Genomic DNA, 17,409 nt, shown 5'->3' with positions numbered 1-17,409 from the left:
TAGGTTTCGAGGCGGCCCGCCATGGCTAACGTGGCGGTAGCCCGCCCCTGAGGATCGTCGCCATGGCCATCATTCTTGACACCGGTACCAGCTCCCTTGTGCCCAGCCAGGCCCTGGGGACACCGACGGACGCGGCGACACCCGTGCTGCACAACGCCGGCCCGCAGACTCCCTCGGACACCCCGGCCACCTTCGACGACGGCGCGAGACTCGATGAGAACGCCGACGTGGTCTTCGACGCCGGCGGCTACGCAATCGGCGACACGAGCGCCTCGGGCCGTGAGGCCGCTGCATCGATGATCCACGAACAGCGGTGGGGTCACTCCGACATGTCGACCCAGGCCCACTACTTCAACGAGCAGATCGAGGCCCACAAGGACGACGCGGAATGGCTGAGCGAGTACTTCGCTGCGCTCGGGGACGACAGGGTCGGCGACCTGATGCGGCTGTCGATCACCGCAACCGCCAATCCTTCCGCCTATGGTGGCATCGGCGGCGGCGGGAACGACGCTGCCGTCGCATATTACCAGAGCACCGTCGACAATCTTCGTACGGCCCTGGACACGCTGGCGAGGGACGGCTACCTGACCCAGGCCGACATGACCGCCCTGTACAAGGACCTGGATCTCGACACCAGCGACGGGAACGTGTTCGGGCCGACCCTCGTCTCCGATCTGTTCGCGAACAGTTCCCCGGAGGTGCAGGAGCTGTTCTTCAACGCGGCGATGGCCGAGGGCAACGAGAATTCCGCGGCGATCGCGTCGCACGTCCTGTTGCACATGCCGGTGCAGGACCAGACCCGGATTCTTGGCGGCATGAGCCAGGCCGAACTCGACCGTTTTGTCGAAATGTCCATGCAAGGGCAGTTCGAAGGGATCGATCTGCGCAAGTATTTCGGTGAAGGCGACTCGCACAGTACCGTGACCATCGGCGGGATCTCCGGGATTCTTGCGAACGCGAACGACGTGACGGTCTACTACCACGCCCAGATCGTCGTTCCCGACTATCCGCCCGAGCTGCAGAAGGCACTGTTCGACGCGACCGCAAGCGCGCTGACGAATGAGGATGTCTTCGCCAAGTTCGCGGACGATGCGCAGTTCAAGGACGAGCTTGGCGCCCTGGCGCTCAAGGAACACGACGATTTCCTGGACAGGGCGCTGAATGCCGATGGTGGGCCCAATGGCGAGGACCTGGGCAGCACGACCCGTGACGAATACTCCAAGGTCCTGGAAATGACTCTGTTCACGCCGCCGCTTTCCGACAGCGCCGAGGCCCTGATGCGCCATATCGACGACAGGTACCAGGCGATCGGCGATGACCTGAGGACCATGGACGATGCCGCGTTCGAGGACAAGTACGGCCGCAACCGCGGAGCCATGGCCGCCGCCTACGGGCAGATGACCGGCGTGTTCTTCGAGGCGCTTGACGCCGGCCTGACACGCGTCAAGGACGACGCGGACAAGGCCGCCGAGATCATGGACCCGTTGTTCAAGCTGATTGATTTCGGCGTCGGCAAGGGCCTGGACAAGGCCGGCCCGATCGGCGCCGTCGTGTCGCAGGCGCTTGATCTGACGGGAGCCTCGGACGCCGCGAAGGAGGCGATCCAGGAGAAGATCAGGGACGGACATATCGAGGAAGCGATCCAGGACATGATGGATCACGGCGTCGACCTGTCGGAGCTGGGCGAGGAACTCTATGAGCACATGAGCGACAACGTCCTGCCGAATCGCACGGATCCCAACGGGACCTATCAGGGTCCGAACGGGGATGTCTCCATCAAGGACGCCTGGCAGAACGGCTACGACTTCGTCCAGGGCGCTCCGACGACCAATTGAGTGCAGAGGCGGTTTCCCGGCCCAGCGCCGGGTTCGGCGTAGCGGATCGCACGCGAGGCGCAGGCGTCGGAGTCGCCCTCGGGAGGCAGCCGGGTCGCCTCGCCGAGGGCAGCGGATGGACATGCTTGCCCATGGCAGGAATGCAGGCGGGCATTGACGGGCGCCCGCCCGTCCTGCGCGCGGCCGGGCGATCCCGTGGCTGCGTGTCGCGCGTCCCTCGATTCGCTCCGACGCGATCTCAGCGGTTGACGGCGCCCATGTGCGCTTCCGGGTAGCGCGTGCCGGCGACCGGGTGGCTGGCGAGCAGGCGGTCGATGCGCGCAAGATCCTCGGGTTCCAGCCGCAACTGCGCGGCGGCGGCGTTCTCGTCCAGGCGCTCGATGCGCCGGGTGCCCGGAATCGGCACGATGTCCTCGCCCTGGTGCAGCAGCCAGGCCAGGGCGATCTGCGCCGGGCTGGCGCCGCGCGCCCGGGCGACTTCGGTGACAGCTTCCACCAGGGCGTAGTTGCGGTCGAAGTTGTCGCCCTGGAAGCGCGGATTCTGGCGGCGCCAGTCGTCTTCGGCCAGGTCGTCGGGCTTGCGGATGGCACCGGTGAGGAACCCGCGGCCGAGCGGGCTGTAGGGAACGAAGCCGATGCCGAGTTCGCGGCACACCGGCAGCACGGTGTCGGCCACGTCCCGTGTCCACAGCGAGTATTCGCTCTGCAGCGCGGCGATGGGATGTACCGCGGCGGCGCGGCGGATGGTGTCGGGGGCGGCCTCGGACAGGCCGAGGTGGCGCACCTTGCCGGCGTCCACCAGGCGCGCCATCGCGCCCACGGTGTCCTCGATCGGCACGTTCGGGTCGACGCGGTGCTGGTAGTACAGGTCGATGTGGTCGACGCCGAGCCGCTTCAGGCTGGCGTCGCACGCGGCGGCAACGTACTCGGGCCGGCCGTCGACGCCGAGGAAGGCGCCGTCGGCCGCGCGCACGTTGCCGAACTTGGTGGCCAGCACCACCTCGTCGCGCCGCGCGCGCAGCAATTTGGCCAGCAGTGCCTCGTTGCGGCCGACGCCGTACATGTCGGCGGTATCGAGGAAGTTCACGCCGATGTCGACGGCATGTTCGAGCACGGCCAGGTTCTGCGCCTCTTCGCTGGCGCCGTAGAAGTCGGACATGCCCATGCAGCCCAGGCCGATCGCGGAAACGGTCGGGCCCTGGCGGCCGAGCTGGCGGCGGGGGAGGTTCGTGTTCATGCGGCGTCTCCTGGGGGGGAAGGGGAGTGGAGACAGCCTAGGCCCGGGGCGACTTCGCCGGTTAGTCGATTGCTCGGCCATTCTTGCCCGATCCTCCGTGAGCGCGGGCGACCCGCTGGGCCCCGGGCGCCCGATGCGCATAATCGAAGCCATCCCGAAAGCGAGCAGATGCCGTGTCCGATCGCACATCCAAGGTGGTCGCCGCCCGCCAGGGCAGCGAGGCGCAGCGCGCCGAACTGGCCGACCGGATTGTCCGAAACGCGCCGCACGACGGCGTGCATGCCTGCGCGGTGCCCGGCCTGTCCCTGATCCGCGCCGACACGCCCTCGCAGCCGCTGGCCTGCGTCTATCAGCCCAGCCTGTGCGTGGTGGTGCAGGGACGCAAGCAGGCGATGGTCGGCGAAGAGCTCTACCGCTACGACCCGCTGCACTACCTGGTGGTGTCGATGACGCTGCCCGCGGTCGGGCAGGTGGTCGAGGCGTCGCCCGGGCGTCCCTATCTGTGCCTGCGCATCGACATCGATGTGGCGGTGGTCGCGGAGCTGTCGGCGCAACTGGCCCCGGCACGACCGGTTGCGCCCGACGACGGTCGTGCGCTTTACCTGGCCCGCACCGACGCTTCGCTGCTCGATGCCATGCTGCGCCTGGTGCGGCTGCTCGATGCGCCGGGCGAGGCGGCCGTGCTGGCGCCGCTGGCGTTGCGCGAGATCCACTACCGCGTGCTGGCGGGCGAACTCGGCTCGCGACTGCGTGCGCTGTGTCACGCCGATGGCGCCGCGCAGCGCGTGGCCCGGGCCATCGAGTTGCTCAAGGCGCGCTACACCGAGCACCTGCGTATCGAGCAGATCGCCGAGGTCGCCCACATGAGCCCCTCCACGCTGCACCAGCGCTTCAAGGCCGCGACCGCGATGACGCCGCTGCAGTTCCAGAAGCAGTTGCGGCTGCAGCAGGCGCGCCAGTTGATGCTGATGGAAGGCGTGGAGGCAGCGGCGGCGGCGCATCGCGTCGGCTACGAGAGCGCGTCCCAGTTCAGTCGCGAGTACCGGCGCCTGTTCGGCGCGCCGCCGCGGCGCGAAGTGGAGGCGGCGCGCGCGATGGGCATGTCCAGCGGCTGATCGACACTGGCTTGGTGGGCTGGCGCGCAAGGGGCCACAGGGATGGGGCGAAGGCCTGGCTCGACCCGCTCGCGCCTCGCAGGGGGCACGCTCAGGGTTCGCCCGTCGACCCTTCCACCAGCGGCCGCAGGCATGCCTCCTCGTCGGACGGATAGCGCTCGGCGGGCAGCCGCTGCAGGCAGGTGGCGGCAGCGTCGATCACTGCGGTCCGCTGCGCGAGGACGGCATTGCTGCACGTCAGGGCGTGGACGTGGGGCCAGGCCCCGCCCGCGCCCGTGAGCATGCCGGCAAGCTGGCAATCGCTGCCGCGGTACGCGAGCCACGCCTGCTGCTGGTTGGCGACGGCCTGGGCGAGTGGAGCGGGATCGTCGGGCGTGTCGCCGAACGCACCGAGCAGGCGGGCGTGGGCGGCGTCCAGCGCCGAGCGCAGGGCCTGCTCGCGCTCGACCTCGACGAAGAGCGTGTGCCGCGCACTGCCTACCGGCCACAGATCGCGGTCGTCCTGGGCGGACGCGCTGCCGGCCATCGCGAGTATGCAAAGAATACTTGTCATCAGGCCGCGAATATGCAAAGCTTGCTTTGCGTCGTGACAAGTAGGCAGTTCATTTTTCATGCGTTCCGGCTCCATCCCCTCGGCCCCTCGGCCCCTCGGCTCCTCGGCTCCGCGGGCCGCCCTGTGGGCATTCGCGCCGCGATCACCAGAATCGTCGTCCGCAGCCCTTTTGCAAAGGAGAACCCTCATGACAACCCACTCGTCCGGAAGGATCGGCCGCTACGCGCTGTGGTTTTCACCGGTGGTGATCGCGGCCGGCGGCTTCTTCGCCGCGATCCCGTGGCTGAAGCAGCAGGACGATGCGTTCGTCCTGGCCCTGACTGCCGCGGTGTCGCTCTTCGTGATGGGCTACTCCCTATTCATCTCGCACAGGCTGCAGCAACAGCTGGACGAGGTGGAGATCGCCAGCGCGGGATTCGCCACGTCCCGTGGCTGGGTCTGGGGCGCGATGGCCACGGTGGCGCTGCTGCTGTTGCCGCCGGTGACGAACTGGCTGATCGACATGACGAACCTGTTGAGCACCGGGACGCCCGACGCGGCCGATCGCGGCGCCGTGCACCTGGCGCTGTTCTTCGGCGTCATCCTGGTCGTGCTGATGCAGCTGGCTTCCGTCATCCTCGCCTCCGCGATCTGGCAGCGGCGCATGGGAGGCGGGGGAGAGCCATGACCTGCGGCCGGGTGTCGTCATGAAGAACCGCATCCGCGTGCTGCGTGCCGAGAAGCAGTGGAGCCAGGCCGAACTGGCCGACCACGTGCGCGTCTCGCGCAACTCGATCAACGCCATCGAGAACGGCCGGTTCGATCCGTCGCTGCCCCTCGCGTTCCGCATCGCCGACGCCTTCGGCCTCAGCGTCGAAGAGGTGTTCGACAAGACGGATGCTTGAAAGCCGGAGAATGGTGCCAGGCGGATTTTACGGCGCCCGCTACCGGTGGGGGTATTGGTGGGGAGGCTCGGGCGACGCGTTCCCGCATCCCGTAGCCCGGATAAGCGAAGCGCATCCGGGAATCAGCGGCGCATCCGGGGGCTGGTCGGGAGCCCCGGATGCGCTTTGCTTATCCGGGCTACGGCATTGAAGGAGACGGGGCGGCCTGTTGAATCTGGGGGTGGAGCGGTCCCGATCTCACATGCGCTGGCATTGGGTATCCTCCGGTGGTGCTGCCGCGGTCGCCGGCGGGCTCTCCACGGATCATGGTCCAGACCCTCGCTACCGTCGTGTTCGTCATGCTCGCGGTCATCGCGCTTGCGGTCGCAGCGCTCTTGGCGTGCATCTGGGGACAGTCGCTGAGGCAGCCTCCTGCCTTCGCAATGATCGTCGAGAAGTACTACGCGTGCCCTGAGCGAAAGGCGCTGCATGGAGGCATCTTCGGCAAGGGGCCGACGCGGACGCTGTTTCCCGAAGGTCAGCGGCAATGGTGCTGGCGCAGCGAATGGCAAGAGATCGACAGGGCGGAGTTCAGGCGCCTCGCCACGCAGTGGCACGGCGTGGACTGGAGCAGGGAAGGCGAGTGGTGGAACCGGGAATGACGGGCGCGGGACACAAGCGCGCCCACCGCTGCTGAGCGGGCCGAGGCTCGGTCGTTGCACGCCCGCCGCTGAACTGGCGGCCTGAGGCCATCATGGACGCCGGGAGCGCCGGCATGACGGTGATGACGATCGTCGCGGGCGGGGTGCTCGCCGGACTGCTCGGTTCTACGACGGTCGCGGATGCCGGTCCTGATGCACCCTTCGCCCGAATCCGTTGCCTAGCGACTCGTGTCTTCCTGGCTGGCGACGACGCGGCAGGCATCACCACCGACCACGACTTGCGCCTCGGCATCGGTGGCCACGACGCGTGGCCGCTGCGCGGGGTCGAGGGACGTGAGGTCGAGCACGCCGTCGGGATCGACCAGCACCACCGCGCGGCGGCCGGCGTGCAGGCGTCGCAGGTTCTCCAGCAGCATGCGCGTGGCGACATCGTTGAGCGAATGGGTGTGCAGCAGGGAGAGGATCACCGCGGTGGCTTCGCGATGGCGGCCGCCACCGGCGTCGTTGGCCTCGCCGAGGTCGTGCGCCAGTGCGCGCGTCAACAGTTCGGCGCCGCCGAACCGCACCGCGCCACGCAGTTCGTAGACCGGCACGATGGCATCGCCCGTGCGCCCCTTGCCGCCGGCCAGCGTCACCACCAGCTTGCGCACGACCGCACGGCCGATCTGGCTCACATCCATCATGTGCAGGCCCATGTCGCGCGAGAGGCGTTCGCAGACCGCCACGCCGCGTGCACTGTTGCCGTGCGCATCGAGTTTCGGCGAGAACACGGCAAGACCCAGCTGGCCGGGCAGGGCACCGATGATGCCGCCCGCCACGCCGCTCTTGGCCGGGATGCCGACGTTGGACACCCAGTCGCCCGCGGCGTCGTACATGCCGCAGGTGGTCATCACCGACAGCACCTGGCGTACGCCGGCGCGATCGATCACCTGACGGCCGGTGAGCGGCTGCACGCCGGCATTGGCCAGGGTGGCGGCCATCAGGGCGAGATCGCGCACGGTGACGTCGACGGCGCACTGGCGCACGTAGCCATCGACGATGGTCTCGGGCTCGGCGTCGATGATGCCGCCGGCGCGCAGCATGTGCGCCAGCCCGCGGTTGCGATGCGCGTCGCGCAGTTCCGCCTCGTACACGGCTTCGTCGTAACCGAGTTCGCGACCGGCCATCGCCGACATCAGCGCGCGCAGGCGCTCCACCCGCTGCGGGCCGCTCGCCTCGGGGCCGGCGACCAGTGCATGCGTGGCGAGCGCGCCGGCGTTGATCATCGGATTCATCGGCCGATGAGTGCCGTCCTCGAGCGAGAGCTCATTGAAGGCATCGCCCGACGGTTCGACGCCGATCCGGGCCAGCACCGCGTCCAGGCCCACGTCCTCGATGGCGGCGGCATAGGCGAACGGTTTGGAGATCGACTGGATCGAAAAGGCCACGTCGCTGTCGCCCGCCGCATAGACTTCGCCATCGACGGTGGCCAGCGCCACGGCGAGCCGCGACGTGTCGGCGTTGGCCAGCACTTCGATGTAGTCGGCGGGCGCGCCGTCGTCGATCGAGCGCACGGCATCGAGCACGTCGGCGAGGTAGTCGGGTACGGGAGATCGCATGGGGTGGTCCGGATCGTGGGGCTGCCATCCCAACGCAGCCGGGGTACGGATTCAACCCCCTGGCGAAAACAGGGGTCGACAACAGGGGCGGGTTCGACTTTCTCAACCCTCTTTGAGCAGCGCTGCCGCTTTTCCTCGGCCGTCCCGTCTTCTCCGGTCCGACGCTCCGCCCCGATTGCCATGCGAAACCGTTGCGGCCCGTAGACGTGCTGGCGCTGCAGGTGGCGGCGGATGGCATGGGATCGGTGGCATCCACGGTCTCCATAGGCTCCGCCCGCCGCACCCGTAACCCGTAGCCCGGATAAGCGAAGCGCATCCGGGACCAGCGGTGTATCCGGAGAGCAGCGGCGCCTCCGGGACTCAGCGGCGCATCCGGGGGTTGGTCGGGAGTCCCGGATGCGCTTCGCTTATCCGGGCTACGCGGGTTGTCGCGGGCGCGGGGCGGGGCCGATCACGTGCCGGGGAGCGCATGCATGGACATCCGGCGGAAGTAGAATTCCTACCGGATCCGCTTCGTGTTCCACGTCGATGCGCTCGACTGTTCGATCGGGGATGGCACCGGCAGCCGGGCCTTCCCGGTGGACCCTGCCCGGATCGGTCGCGACCGCCAGCCCCTGGTCGAGCGCAAACAGTGGCTGCACCGCGAGGGCGCGCTCTCCGATGACGAACTGGCCGAGCGCCTGGAGCGGGTCGGGACGCTGCACGCGCCAACCGCCGCGGGCGACGCCGTCCCGGTCGGGGTATGGCTAGCTGAAGAACCATGCACTGATGATGAGGAGGTCCCATGGCGCGCAATGATTTCGACCCTGCCACGGTCGAGCCCGATGGCCGCCCGCCGGCGCAGGCGCGGCTGTTCGATCCCGCGGCCGGGGGACCGTGGCGCGGATCCCTCGAGGGCATCGCCCTCGGCGGCGCGGTGACGGTGCTGGCCTACGGCACGGACACGCCAGGCGCGGGTCCGCGCCTGCATGTGCATCCGTACGACGAGACCTTCATCGTCACGCAAGGGCGGGCCAGGTTCTTCGTGGGGGAGACGACCATCGACGCGGCTGCCGGCGAAGTCGTCCTGGGTCCCGCGGGTGTGCCGCATCGCTTCGAGAATCTCGGGCCGGGTCGCCTGCAGACGATCGACATCCATCACTCGCCGCGCTGGATCCAGACCGACCTGGACTAGGGCACGCGCGGAGCCCTGTCGTCTCCACTGGCGCAGGGCACATGACCGACGTAGCCCGGATAAGCGAAGCGCATCCGGGATCAGCGGTATCCGGTGGGCCTGAATCCCCGGATGCGCTTCGCTTATCCGGGCTACGGGATCAACCGGTGCGGTGGCGGGCAGCCGCTCAGCGCGCGTCCTTCACCACTTCGCCGCCCTTCATCACGAACGGGATCTGCTCCAGCAACCGCACGTCCTGGGTGGGATCGCCGGGTACGGCGACCAGGTCGGCCCAGCGGCCGGCTTCCAGCACCCCGACGTCGTCGCGGCCCAGGGCCTGCGCCGCGTGCAGCGTGGCGCTGCGGATCGCCTCCACCGGGCGCATGCCGTAGCGGACCATGATCGCCAGCTGGCGGCCGTTCTGGCCGTGGGGGTACACGCCGGTGTCGGTGCCATAGGCGATCTTCGCCCCGGCCTGGTGGGCGCGGCGGAAGTTTTCGCGCTGGATGTCGGCCACCTCGCGGTCCTTGCGCAGGTTGTCCGCGAGCACGCCGTTCTTCGCGCCTTCGGCCTGGGTGTAATCGGTGTTGTAGATGTCGAACACCAGCCAGGTGCCGTGCTGCCGGGCCAGGCGGATGCCTTCCTCGTCGATCAGGCTGGCGTGCTCGATGGTGTCGATGCCGGCGCGGATCGCATCCTTGATGCCCGAGGCGCCATGCGCGTGCGCGGCCACCTTCAGGCCCCACTGGTGCGCTTCCTCCGCGGCGGCGGTCATCTCGGCCAGGCTCATCTGCTGCTGGCCCGGTTCGGTGTTGCGCGAGAACACGCCGCCGGTGGCGCAGACCTTGATCACTTTCGCCCCGTACTTGCGCAGCTCGCGCACGCGCTTGCGCACCTCGTCGGGCGTGTCGGCGTTGTAGGGGTTGCGCGATTCGAACGAAGGCGGAAAGAAGGTCGAATCGCAGTGCCCGCCGGTGGCGCCGAAGGAGTAGCCCGCCGCCACCACGCGCGGGCCGGGGATCTTGCCTTCGTCGATGGCCTGGGCCAGGCCGACGTCGTTCCAGGCATCCGAGCCCAGGTTGCGCACGGTGGTGAAGCCGGCCTCGAGCGTGTCGCGCGCATGCTTGACCGCCAGCATCGACCAGAAGCGGTCGTTGAACTGGTAGCCGGTGTAGCCGCCGTAGGAGGGATCGCTGTCGAGGTGGGTGTGCAGGTCGATCATGCCGGGCACCAGGGTCATGCCCGGCAGGTCGACATGGCGCGTGCCCGCGGGCACGCTGGCCGGTGCGCCCCGGCCGACCTCGACGATGCGCCCATCGCGCACCAGCAGCGCCGGCGACTCCACCAGTTGCCCGCTGCGTACGTCGAGCATCCGCGCGGCGGTGACCAGCACCGTCGTGCCGCCTTCGCCTGCCGTCGCGGCTTCCGGCGGCGCCGCCATGGCCAGGCCGCCCACGATCAATGCCGGGGCGAGCAGCCAGCCGCCGATTCGAATCCCAACTGCCATTCCGCCTGCTCCCGTGTGTGGATACGGCGGAGTGTAGGAGGTAGCGCGGGTGGTGTCTCCGCGACCGTCAGCCGATTGTCCCCGGTCTTGCCTGGCAGGAGTGCGCGGCCCCTGCCGTCGTGACCGGATCCAGCCAAGCCACGCGCGCGATCCCGCCGCCCATGCGCGCGCAGCCGCGGCAGCGTAGCCCGGATAAGCGAAGCGCATCCGGGGATCCCGGTCAGGCCGGAGGCATCGCGCTACGGGAAGTGCGGACCAGAATCGACTTCTTCTGCCCGAAGCGAGCAACGTAGCCCGGATAAGCGAAGCGCATCCGGGGATTCCGGCCAGGCCGGAGACATCGCGCACCCCGGATGCGCTTCGCTTATCCGGGCTACTTTCACGCGGCTGACGCGCGGGCTCGATCCCAACGGCCGTGCGCGTGCTGCCGCAGCGCTTCCACCTCGTCCTCGTCCAGGGCCGCGGCGAAGAAGTCCACCCAGAAGTCGGCATCGTCGCAGAAGGCCTCGCGCGACATCTCGAGATTCCGGCGCATCTGCGGGCCGTCGGCGTCGAACTCCGCCTTCGCTGCGGCCAGGAACCCGGCGCGTCCCTCGCCCGTGTCCAGGTACTCGCGCAAGCCGGCGTCCAGCCAGCCGGAAAACTGTTCCTCTCCGTGCTGGCCATGGCAGCTCGCCAGGCGCGCGGCGGCCAGCGCACAGGTGTCGGGCTGCCAGCCATAGCGCTCGACCACCTCGTCCATGTCGCCCCACTGGTCCACCTCGTGGTCCAGGTCGCAGCTGCGCAGGAAATCCACGTAGGCCGGGATCCATGCGCGATCGCGCTTCAGCAGCGCCAGCATGGCCGTCGTTCCGGCAGGCGTCTCCGAATCCGCCCACATCCGGTCGTCGTGCGCTCCATCCGCCGTTGCGACGGCGTAGGCATGCAGGGCCGGGTGCAGGGACGCGAACCGGGCGGCATGTTCGCAGAACTCGTATTCCGACCAGGCCGCCACCAGGTTGCCGTCGCCGTCCACGGACCGGAGCTGGAAGGCGAATGAAGACACCCCGTCGTCGTCCGATGCCTGCTTCGCCCGTTCCAGCGAGGCGTGCAGGCATTCCAGCGCCTGCATGCACAGCGCCTCGGAGACATCCGATGGGAAGCCGGGCTCGTCGGCAAGCGGGATGGCGACGGTCGTGGGGGCGGCATCTCCGCTACGCGACTCGATCTGCAACTGCAACGGCATGTCGATGGATCTCCCTGCTGAGGTGTCGCGCAGGATAGCCGGCCGTAGCCCGGATAAGCGAAGCGCATCCGGGGATAAGCGAAGCGCATCCGGGGCTCGCGGCATGTCCCCGATCAACCGTGCGCCCCGGATGCGCTTCGCTTATCCGGGCTACGGGATCGAGCGGGGGTGGGCCTGCACCGGAAGATCGCGGTCCCACGGCGGTTCCGGACCGAACTGCTCCACCAGCCAGTCGATGAACACGCGCACCTTGGGGGCGAGTTCGCGGGCGCTGGGGTAGAGCGCCCACAGGGTCTGGGTGGACACCAGCGGATGGTCCCGCAGCACCGGTACCAGCGTGCCGCCGCGCAGCGCGTCGGCGGCCGCCCAGGTCGCCATCAGGGCGATGCCCAGGCCCGCGGCGGCGGCATCGCGCACCGCGGTGCCGTCGTTGATGCGCAGCACGGGCGTCACGCGCCTGGCCACGACTTCACCGTAAGGGTCCCGGAACGTCCACACGTCGAGGGTGCCGACCACCAGGCAGGCATGCCGATCAAGATCGTCGGGGGAGGCCGGTTCACCGTGCCGGGCGAGGTAGCCGGGGGAGGCCACCAGCACCCGGCGGTCGGGCGCCAGCCGCCTGGCCACGAACGACGAGTCCGCAAGATCGGCATAGCGCACCGCCACGTCGAACGCGCCTTCGACCAGGTCCACCACGCTGTCGGAGATGCGCAGGTCCAGCCGCAGATCCGGGTAGCGCGCCATGAACGCGGGCAGCGCCGGCACGATGTGCAGGCGTGCGAACGAGGACGGCGCGGCCACCCGCAGCACGCCGCGCGGAGACAGCTGTTCCCGGCCCAGCACGGCGCGGGCGGTGGCGGCGGCCTCCAGCAGATGCTCGGCATGCGGCAGCAGGGCGCTGCCGTCTTCGGTCAGCGTTGCGCGTCGGGTGGTCCGGTGCACGAGCCGGGCACCCAGTCCTTTTTCGAACGAGGCCAGGCGCGCGCTTGCCGCGGCTGGCGTGATGTCGAGATCGCGCGCGGCCGCACTGATGCTGCCGAGCCGGGCGACGCGGACGAACAGGGTCAGGTCATTGAAATCCATCGCGTCCTCCAGCCGGGAGATGGCAGGTGGGTCCGCGTACATGATCGCCGAATCATCGCCACTGTGGCGCCAACAACTGTGCAGGGGCGCAGCTTCAAGCCGCGCTTGAAGCTGATTCAGGCACGCGCTGGTTACCGGCGCGGCATCGTCGCGCGAGCATGACGCACCGCCACCGACGTGGCACCGACGACAAGGAACCCTCCCATGAGCCAGACGATGAAAGCCATGGTGCTGACCCGCTTCGGCGGAGGCGACGCGTTCGAACTGCGCGATGTGCCTGTGCCGGCCGTCGGCCCGCGCCAGGTGCGGGTGCGGGTGCATGCCACCGCGGTCAATCCGCTCGACTACCAGATCCGCCGTGGCGACTATGCCGAGCACGTGCCGCTGCCGGCGATCATCGGGCACGACATCTCCGGCGTCATCGAGGAGATCGGCTCGGACGTCACCGGATTCCGCCCGGGCGACGCCGTGTACTACACCCCGAAGATCTTCGACGGCCCGGGTTCGTATGCCGAACAGCACGTGGCCGACGTGGATCTGGTGGGCCGCAAGCCCGACAACATCAGCCACCTGGAAGCGGCCAGCCTCACCCTGGCTGGCGGCACGGTGTGGGAGTCCTTCGTCACCCGAGCCCAGCTGGCCGTGGGCGAAACGATCCTCATCCACGGCGGCGCCGGTGGCGTGGGCACGCTCGCCATCCAGGTGGCCAGGGCCATGGGCGCCCGCGTGATCACGACCGCGCGCGCGGAACACCACGCCTTCGTGCGCGAACTGGGCGCGGATGAAGCGATCGACTACACCGCGGTCGACTACGTGGACGCGGTGGCGGAGATCACCCGGGGGCAGGGCGCGGACGTCGTGTTCGACACCATCGGCGGCGATACGCTGGCACGCAGCCCGCTGGCGCTGGCCGATGGCGGCCGCGTGGTCAGCCTGGTGGACATTCCCACGCCGCAGAACCTGGTGGAGGCATGGGGAAAGAACGCGGCCTACCATTTCGTCTTCACCCGCCAGAACCGCGGCAAGCTGGACGCGCTCACCCGCCTGGTGGAACGCGGGCAGGTGAAGCCGGTGATCGGCGCGGTGCTGCCGCTGGCGCGCATGGGCGATGCCCATGACCTGCTGGAGAACAGCGCCCGGCATTCCCTGCGCGGCAAGGTGGCCATCGACGTGGCGGGTGCGCAGTGATCCACGGGCTGGCGTTGCTGCTGCTCGAAGACAACCGACGGCACACATGCCGGCCCGTAGCCCGGATAAGCGAAGCGCATCCGGGACGAGTGGTGTATCCGGTCCAACCGGCATCCCCGGATGCGCTTCGCTTATCCGGGCTACGAGGGTGCGGGACGGCGTGAGTTCAACGCCATCCCGCGTGCCTGGCCGCCTGTTCGATCCAGGTGCGCACCTCCGGTGCGCGGGCTTCCTCCAACGACCGGATCTTGACGTAGCGCGAGCCTTCCCCCAGGGGCGGTTCGGGCTCGAACTTCGCGCCGGCGAAGAACACGAGGTTCACCGAGACATCGTAGGCCACCATTTCGATGAGCCAGCCGTGCCGCGGCAGCCCGTAGTACGCCTTCTTCCACTTCACTGCGTACTGCAGGCCGGGGATGGTCTTGCGGATCAGGCCATCGAGGTGGGCGACGACGGGCTGCAGGCCAGGCATCGTGCCCTGCAGCCATTGCGCGATCCCGGCGTGGTCGCTCGAAGGCTCCGGTGGCTTGCGGTTCGCGGCCTTTCCAGGCGTCTTCATGCTTCGCCTCCTGGTCCATCTTCCTCGCCGCCGATGATAGACCCGCGCGCGTCGAGGCCGTCGATGCGGCCGATTTCCGAACCTCAGCCCTTCGCCGGCTTCCAGTCCGCCGCGGGCACGGTGTTGACCATCCACGGCACCCCGAAGCGGTCGACCAGCGAACCGAAGCCGGGCGACCAGAAGGTCTCCTCGAACGCCATCACCTGCCTGCCGCCTTCGGACAGCTGCTCGAACCAGCGCCTGGCCTGGTCGATGTCGTCGGTGTGCAGGGACACGTCGAAACCGTTCTTGGGCTTGTCGACGTTGGGCGCCCAGTCGACGTCCATGTCGGCGCCCATCAGCGACTGGTCGCCGATGTCGAGCCAGCAGTGCATGAGCCAGTTCTTGTACTTCTCGTTGGTGACCGGCATGTCCGGCGGCGCGTCGGCGTAGGGGAAGGCCGCGGTGATCTTGCCGCCCAGTACGCGCGCGTAGAACTCGAACGCTTCACGGCATTGTCCCTGGAAGCTCAGGCTGGTCACGATCTTCATGTCTTCTCCTTGCTGGTGGGTCGGGTGGATGGAGCTGGCGACGGGTTCCGGTGGAACTGGCCACGCGCATGCCGGGACAGCGCTCGCCATGGAAACCCGCGTTTCGAAACGCCATGTGCGCTCGCCCCTTCGACGGATGAAGGAGCGGACAAACGACAACGTCCAGTTCCGTAGCGTCTGTGGGGCGGGGATTCGACGAAGCGGGCCTCTTTCGCCGTCATCGTGCGGTCTCGCGGATGGCGGGAAACAGTTGCCGGAGCCTGGGGTCGCGCAGCCACAGGCCACCCCACATGAACAGCCCGAGATACGCACTGAAAAGGATATGGCTGAACAGCGGGCTTTCCGCCCTCACCTGAGTGGCCATCGCGCCGCCGAGCAGGCTCATCATGAGCACCGCACCGAGCACGCTGGTTCGCGGGATCAGGTACAGCGCCAGGCACGCCAACTCGATCAGGCCGATCGTCAGGGCATAGCCCGCAGGCCAGCCGAGCTGCGCCAGCGTTTCCTCGGCCACCGGCATGCCGAGCAGCTTGGGCGCGATCGACGCTCCGAGCATGAAAAGCGCAAAGAGGCCGGTCATGACGCGGCCGGTCCAGAGCATCGTGGAGTTGTTCACGGCAGTGCCTCGCATGGATTGGCCGGGATTCGCCTGGACGACGAACGTCGCGTCCGCTTTTCGACATGTGGCAATCCGCCCGACAGGAAAGCCGGATCGGCCCCGTCGAGCCTGCGCGCCGTCGGGGCCGGTCCCCGGCCGCCAGCGGGCGGGTTCGCGCGGCTCGTGGCCGGGTCCGCCGTTGTGCCGTACCCTCGGCATCGGGCTGATCTCTTCCTTTCTTCGAGGAACGACGAAGTTGGCGGGACAGGGTGCAATGCGATGGATCGCCACGGCCATGTGCGCCTGGCTGCTGACGTGGTCGCAGCTTTCGGTGGCGCGTGAGCCGCCCGCTGCCGGCTGCATCGATCTGCACGATCCCGGCGGCGGCTGGCGCATCGGCGAGCGCGCGCTTGTGATCCGCGCCAGCGGGCAGGCCGGTGCGCGCCTGGAACTGGACACGGCCTGCCCGGTGTTCGCCGAAGGCGTGGATCTGGAGACGCTGGCACCCGACGGCTGGGCATGTCCGGACGGCCGCGTGTGGGTGCGTGGCGGTGGCACCACCTGCCAGGTGGTCCGGATGCGTGCGCTGTCGGCCGCGGAACTGGCGGACGCCTCGCGCAGGCGGCATGCGCGCGCGCAGGCGGACGTGACGCTGGATCGTGTCGAGGTGCAGGGACGCCACTGGCGGGAGATCGGCGGCACCACCGACTACTGTGTCGACGCGCGCTTCGTGCGCGGCTGGCGCGAGGACGGCGACGGGCTGGTGGTGGAGGTCCCGCCATGGCGCCACGCAGGACATCGGTATTACCGGGTGGAGACGGAGAACAGGTGCCCGGACCTGGCAAGCGTCCGTTCGATCAGGCTGATGTCGAGGAACGGCGGTGCGGCCGTGTGCGGGTATCCGGGCGACAAGGTGGTGCTGGTCGACGAGGCGTCGGGAGGCTTCGCCCGGATGGGAAGTCCCCGTACCGGCGCGTTCGCGCATGGCTGCGAGATCAGCCGGGTCACGCCGTTTCCGCGCGAGTGAGCCATTGCGCGGGCCGGGCCGATCCGCGAGGAAGGCGACGGGCATGCCCGCGCTCCGGCAGATACCGCGTGGAGCATGCCACGCAACCGGGCCCATCCTGCCTTCGCGCGCGGGCAGGGGCTCCAGCGCGCAGGAGGTCATCGCGTTCTGCAGAGCCGAAGCTGGAGTTCACGTGCAGGGCTGTGCGGGTGTGGACGGGGTCTCGACATCGGTCGTCGCCCCGGCGTGGGGCAGCGCCCGGGCCTCGGGCGCCAGCGGTGTCCGCAGGGGGCGTCGTTGGCCGGAGCGGCGTCGAGGATCGGCGCCCGTCGCGCCGTCGCGTCCGGCCTCGTGGAAGCGGGCCATCGCCGATGGCTCGCCCTGTGTCGCGGCTTCGGTGCGTGCGGATTCCGGTGGCCTGACCATCCCCTGTGCCTGCAGCCTTCGCCACATGTCGGTCTGGTCCTGCGCATCCCATGGGGTCTGCGCGAAGGCGGGAAGGCTGGCCGCGAGCAGCAGGGCACACAGGCACAGTGCGGTTGCGGGCGATCGTGGAAGCGGATTCTGGGCGAGCATGGGGTGACCTCCTTGGCGGGTCTCGTGGGTGGCCGATGCCACGGAGCCGATTGAAGGCCGGGGACGCCCTGTCATCCATGTAGGGCAGCTGGAGTTTCGATACGGATTCGATGCACTCGAG

General features: G+C 68.9%; 18 protein-coding genes. 8 read left to right on the top strand and 10 right to left on the bottom strand.

From position 1 onward, the window contains the following. The first annotated feature begins 62 nt into the window (after positions 1–62). A complete protein-coding gene (locus FZO89_RS00835; protein WP_149101490.1) occupies positions 63–1,835 on the top strand; it encodes a hypothetical protein in 1,773 nt (590 codons plus the stop codon). 238 nt (positions 1,836–2,073) lie between these two features. Here the strand turns inward: FZO89_RS00835 and FZO89_RS00830 are convergent, their stop codons facing one another. After that, positions 2,074–3,072: an aldo/keto reductase gene (locus tag FZO89_RS00830; RefSeq protein ID WP_149101489.1), complete on the bottom strand. Its 999-nt coding sequence runs from the start codon at positions 3,070–3,072 to the stop codon at positions 2,074–2,076. 173 nt (positions 3,073–3,245) lie between these two features. Between FZO89_RS00830 and FZO89_RS00825 the strand changes: the two genes are divergently transcribed. After that, the gene (locus FZO89_RS00825; RefSeq protein ID WP_149101488.1) at positions 3,246–4,187 is read left to right on the top strand and encodes an AraC family transcriptional regulator; all 942 of its coding nucleotides are present in this window, start codon (positions 3,246–3,248) and stop codon (positions 4,185–4,187) included. 91 nt (positions 4,188–4,278) lie between these two features. Here the strand turns inward: FZO89_RS00825 and FZO89_RS00820 are convergent, their stop codons facing one another. Further along, positions 4,279–4,800: a lysozyme inhibitor LprI family protein gene (locus FZO89_RS00820; protein ID WP_187470990.1), complete on the bottom strand. Its 522-nt coding sequence runs from the start codon at positions 4,798–4,800 to the stop codon at positions 4,279–4,281. Between the two features lie 127 nt (positions 4,801–4,927). Here FZO89_RS00820 and FZO89_RS00815 point away from each other — a divergent pair, with 127 nt between their 5' ends. The 3 genes from FZO89_RS00815 to FZO89_RS00805 all read left to right on the top strand — a co-directional run bounded on the left by FZO89_RS00815 (position 4,928) and on the right by FZO89_RS00805 (position 6,265). Beyond that, on the top strand, positions 4,928–5,407 hold the full coding sequence (locus tag FZO89_RS00815) for a hypothetical protein (protein ID WP_149101486.1): 480 nt from the start codon (positions 4,928–4,930) through the stop codon (positions 5,405–5,407). Between the two features lie 19 nt (positions 5,408–5,426). Then, complete coding sequence (locus FZO89_RS00810; protein WP_149101485.1) at positions 5,427–5,624, top strand: helix-turn-helix transcriptional regulator; 198 nt, start codon at positions 5,427–5,429, stop codon at positions 5,622–5,624. Between the two features lie 305 nt (positions 5,625–5,929). Continuing rightward, on the top strand, positions 5,930–6,265 hold the full coding sequence (locus FZO89_RS00805) for a hypothetical protein (RefSeq protein ID WP_149101484.1): 336 nt from the start codon (positions 5,930–5,932) through the stop codon (positions 6,263–6,265). A gap of 218 nt (positions 6,266–6,483) precedes the next feature. On the opposite strand, the gene FZO89_RS00800 is transcribed toward FZO89_RS00805, so the two are convergent. Next, on the bottom strand, positions 6,484–7,863 hold the full coding sequence (locus FZO89_RS00800; protein ID WP_149101483.1) for a glutaminase: 1,380 nt from the start codon (positions 7,861–7,863) through the stop codon (positions 6,484–6,486). Positions 7,864–8,647: 784 nt separating this feature from the next. Between FZO89_RS00800 and FZO89_RS00795 the strand changes: the two genes are divergently transcribed. After that, on the top strand, positions 8,648–9,037 hold the full coding sequence (locus FZO89_RS00795) for a cupin domain-containing protein (protein ID WP_149101482.1): 390 nt from the start codon (positions 8,648–8,650) through the stop codon (positions 9,035–9,037). A 166-nt stretch (positions 9,038–9,203) separates the two neighbouring features. Here the strand turns inward: FZO89_RS00795 and FZO89_RS00790 are convergent, their stop codons facing one another. From FZO89_RS00790 to FZO89_RS00780, 3 genes are all read right to left on the bottom strand, one after another. Beyond that, positions 9,204–10,523 (bottom strand): Xaa-Pro dipeptidase, encoded by a 1,320-nt coding sequence (locus tag FZO89_RS00790; protein WP_149101481.1) that lies wholly within the window; start codon positions 10,521–10,523, stop codon positions 9,204–9,206. 379 nt (positions 10,524–10,902) lie between these two features. Further along, on the bottom strand, positions 10,903–11,748 hold the full coding sequence (locus tag FZO89_RS00785) for a hypothetical protein (RefSeq protein WP_149101480.1): 846 nt from the start codon (positions 11,746–11,748) through the stop codon (positions 10,903–10,905). Between the two features lie 150 nt (positions 11,749–11,898). Continuing rightward, the gene (locus FZO89_RS00780) at positions 11,899–12,831 is read right to left on the bottom strand and encodes a LysR family transcriptional regulator (protein WP_149101479.1); all 933 of its coding nucleotides are present in this window, start codon (positions 12,829–12,831) and stop codon (positions 11,899–11,901) included. Between the two features lie 204 nt (positions 12,832–13,035). On the opposite strand from FZO89_RS00780, the gene FZO89_RS00775 reads away from it, so the two are divergent. After that, positions 13,036–14,019, top strand: a complete 984-nt coding sequence (locus tag FZO89_RS00775; protein WP_149101478.1) for a zinc-dependent alcohol dehydrogenase family protein — start codon at positions 13,036–13,038, stop codon at positions 14,017–14,019. Positions 14,020–14,185: 166 nt separating this feature from the next. Here the strand turns inward: FZO89_RS00775 and FZO89_RS00770 are convergent, their stop codons facing one another. The 3 genes from FZO89_RS00770 to FZO89_RS18610 all read right to left on the bottom strand — a co-directional run bounded on the left by FZO89_RS00770 (position 14,186) and on the right by FZO89_RS18610 (position 16,003). Continuing rightward, on the bottom strand, positions 14,186–14,578 hold the full coding sequence (locus tag FZO89_RS00770) for a DUF1801 domain-containing protein (RefSeq protein WP_262378463.1): 393 nt from the start codon (positions 14,576–14,578) through the stop codon (positions 14,186–14,188). Positions 14,579–14,661: 83 nt separating this feature from the next. Beyond that, on the bottom strand, positions 14,662–15,108 hold the full coding sequence (locus FZO89_RS00765) for a VOC family protein (RefSeq protein ID WP_149101477.1): 447 nt from the start codon (positions 15,106–15,108) through the stop codon (positions 14,662–14,664). A 217-nt stretch (positions 15,109–15,325) separates the two neighbouring features. Continuing rightward, a complete protein-coding gene (locus FZO89_RS18610) occupies positions 15,326–16,003 on the bottom strand; it encodes a DoxX family protein (RefSeq protein ID WP_222928064.1) in 678 nt (225 codons plus the stop codon). On the opposite strand from FZO89_RS18610, the gene FZO89_RS00755 reads away from it, so the two are divergent. After that, positions 16,002–16,733, top strand: coding sequence for a hypothetical protein (locus FZO89_RS00755; RefSeq protein ID WP_149101476.1), 732 nt, complete (start codon positions 16,002–16,004; stop codon positions 16,731–16,733). The two genes, FZO89_RS18610 and FZO89_RS00755, sit on opposite strands and share 2 nt — an antisense overlap. A 168-nt stretch (positions 16,734–16,901) precedes the next feature. Here FZO89_RS00755 and FZO89_RS00750 read toward each other — a convergent pair whose 3' ends face one another. Beyond that, positions 16,902–17,288, bottom strand: a complete 387-nt coding sequence (locus FZO89_RS00750; protein WP_149101475.1) for a hypothetical protein — start codon at positions 17,286–17,288, stop codon at positions 16,902–16,904. Positions 17,289–17,409: the final 121 nt, after the last annotated feature.

Origin of the sequence: Luteimonas viscosa (genome assembly GCF_008244685.1) — a bacterium.
GTDB lineage: Bacteria > Pseudomonadota > Gammaproteobacteria > Xanthomonadales > Xanthomonadaceae > Luteimonas > Luteimonas viscosa.
Note: the sequence above shows the minus strand (reverse complement) of the source record. Positions and strands in the feature narration are given on the sequence as shown.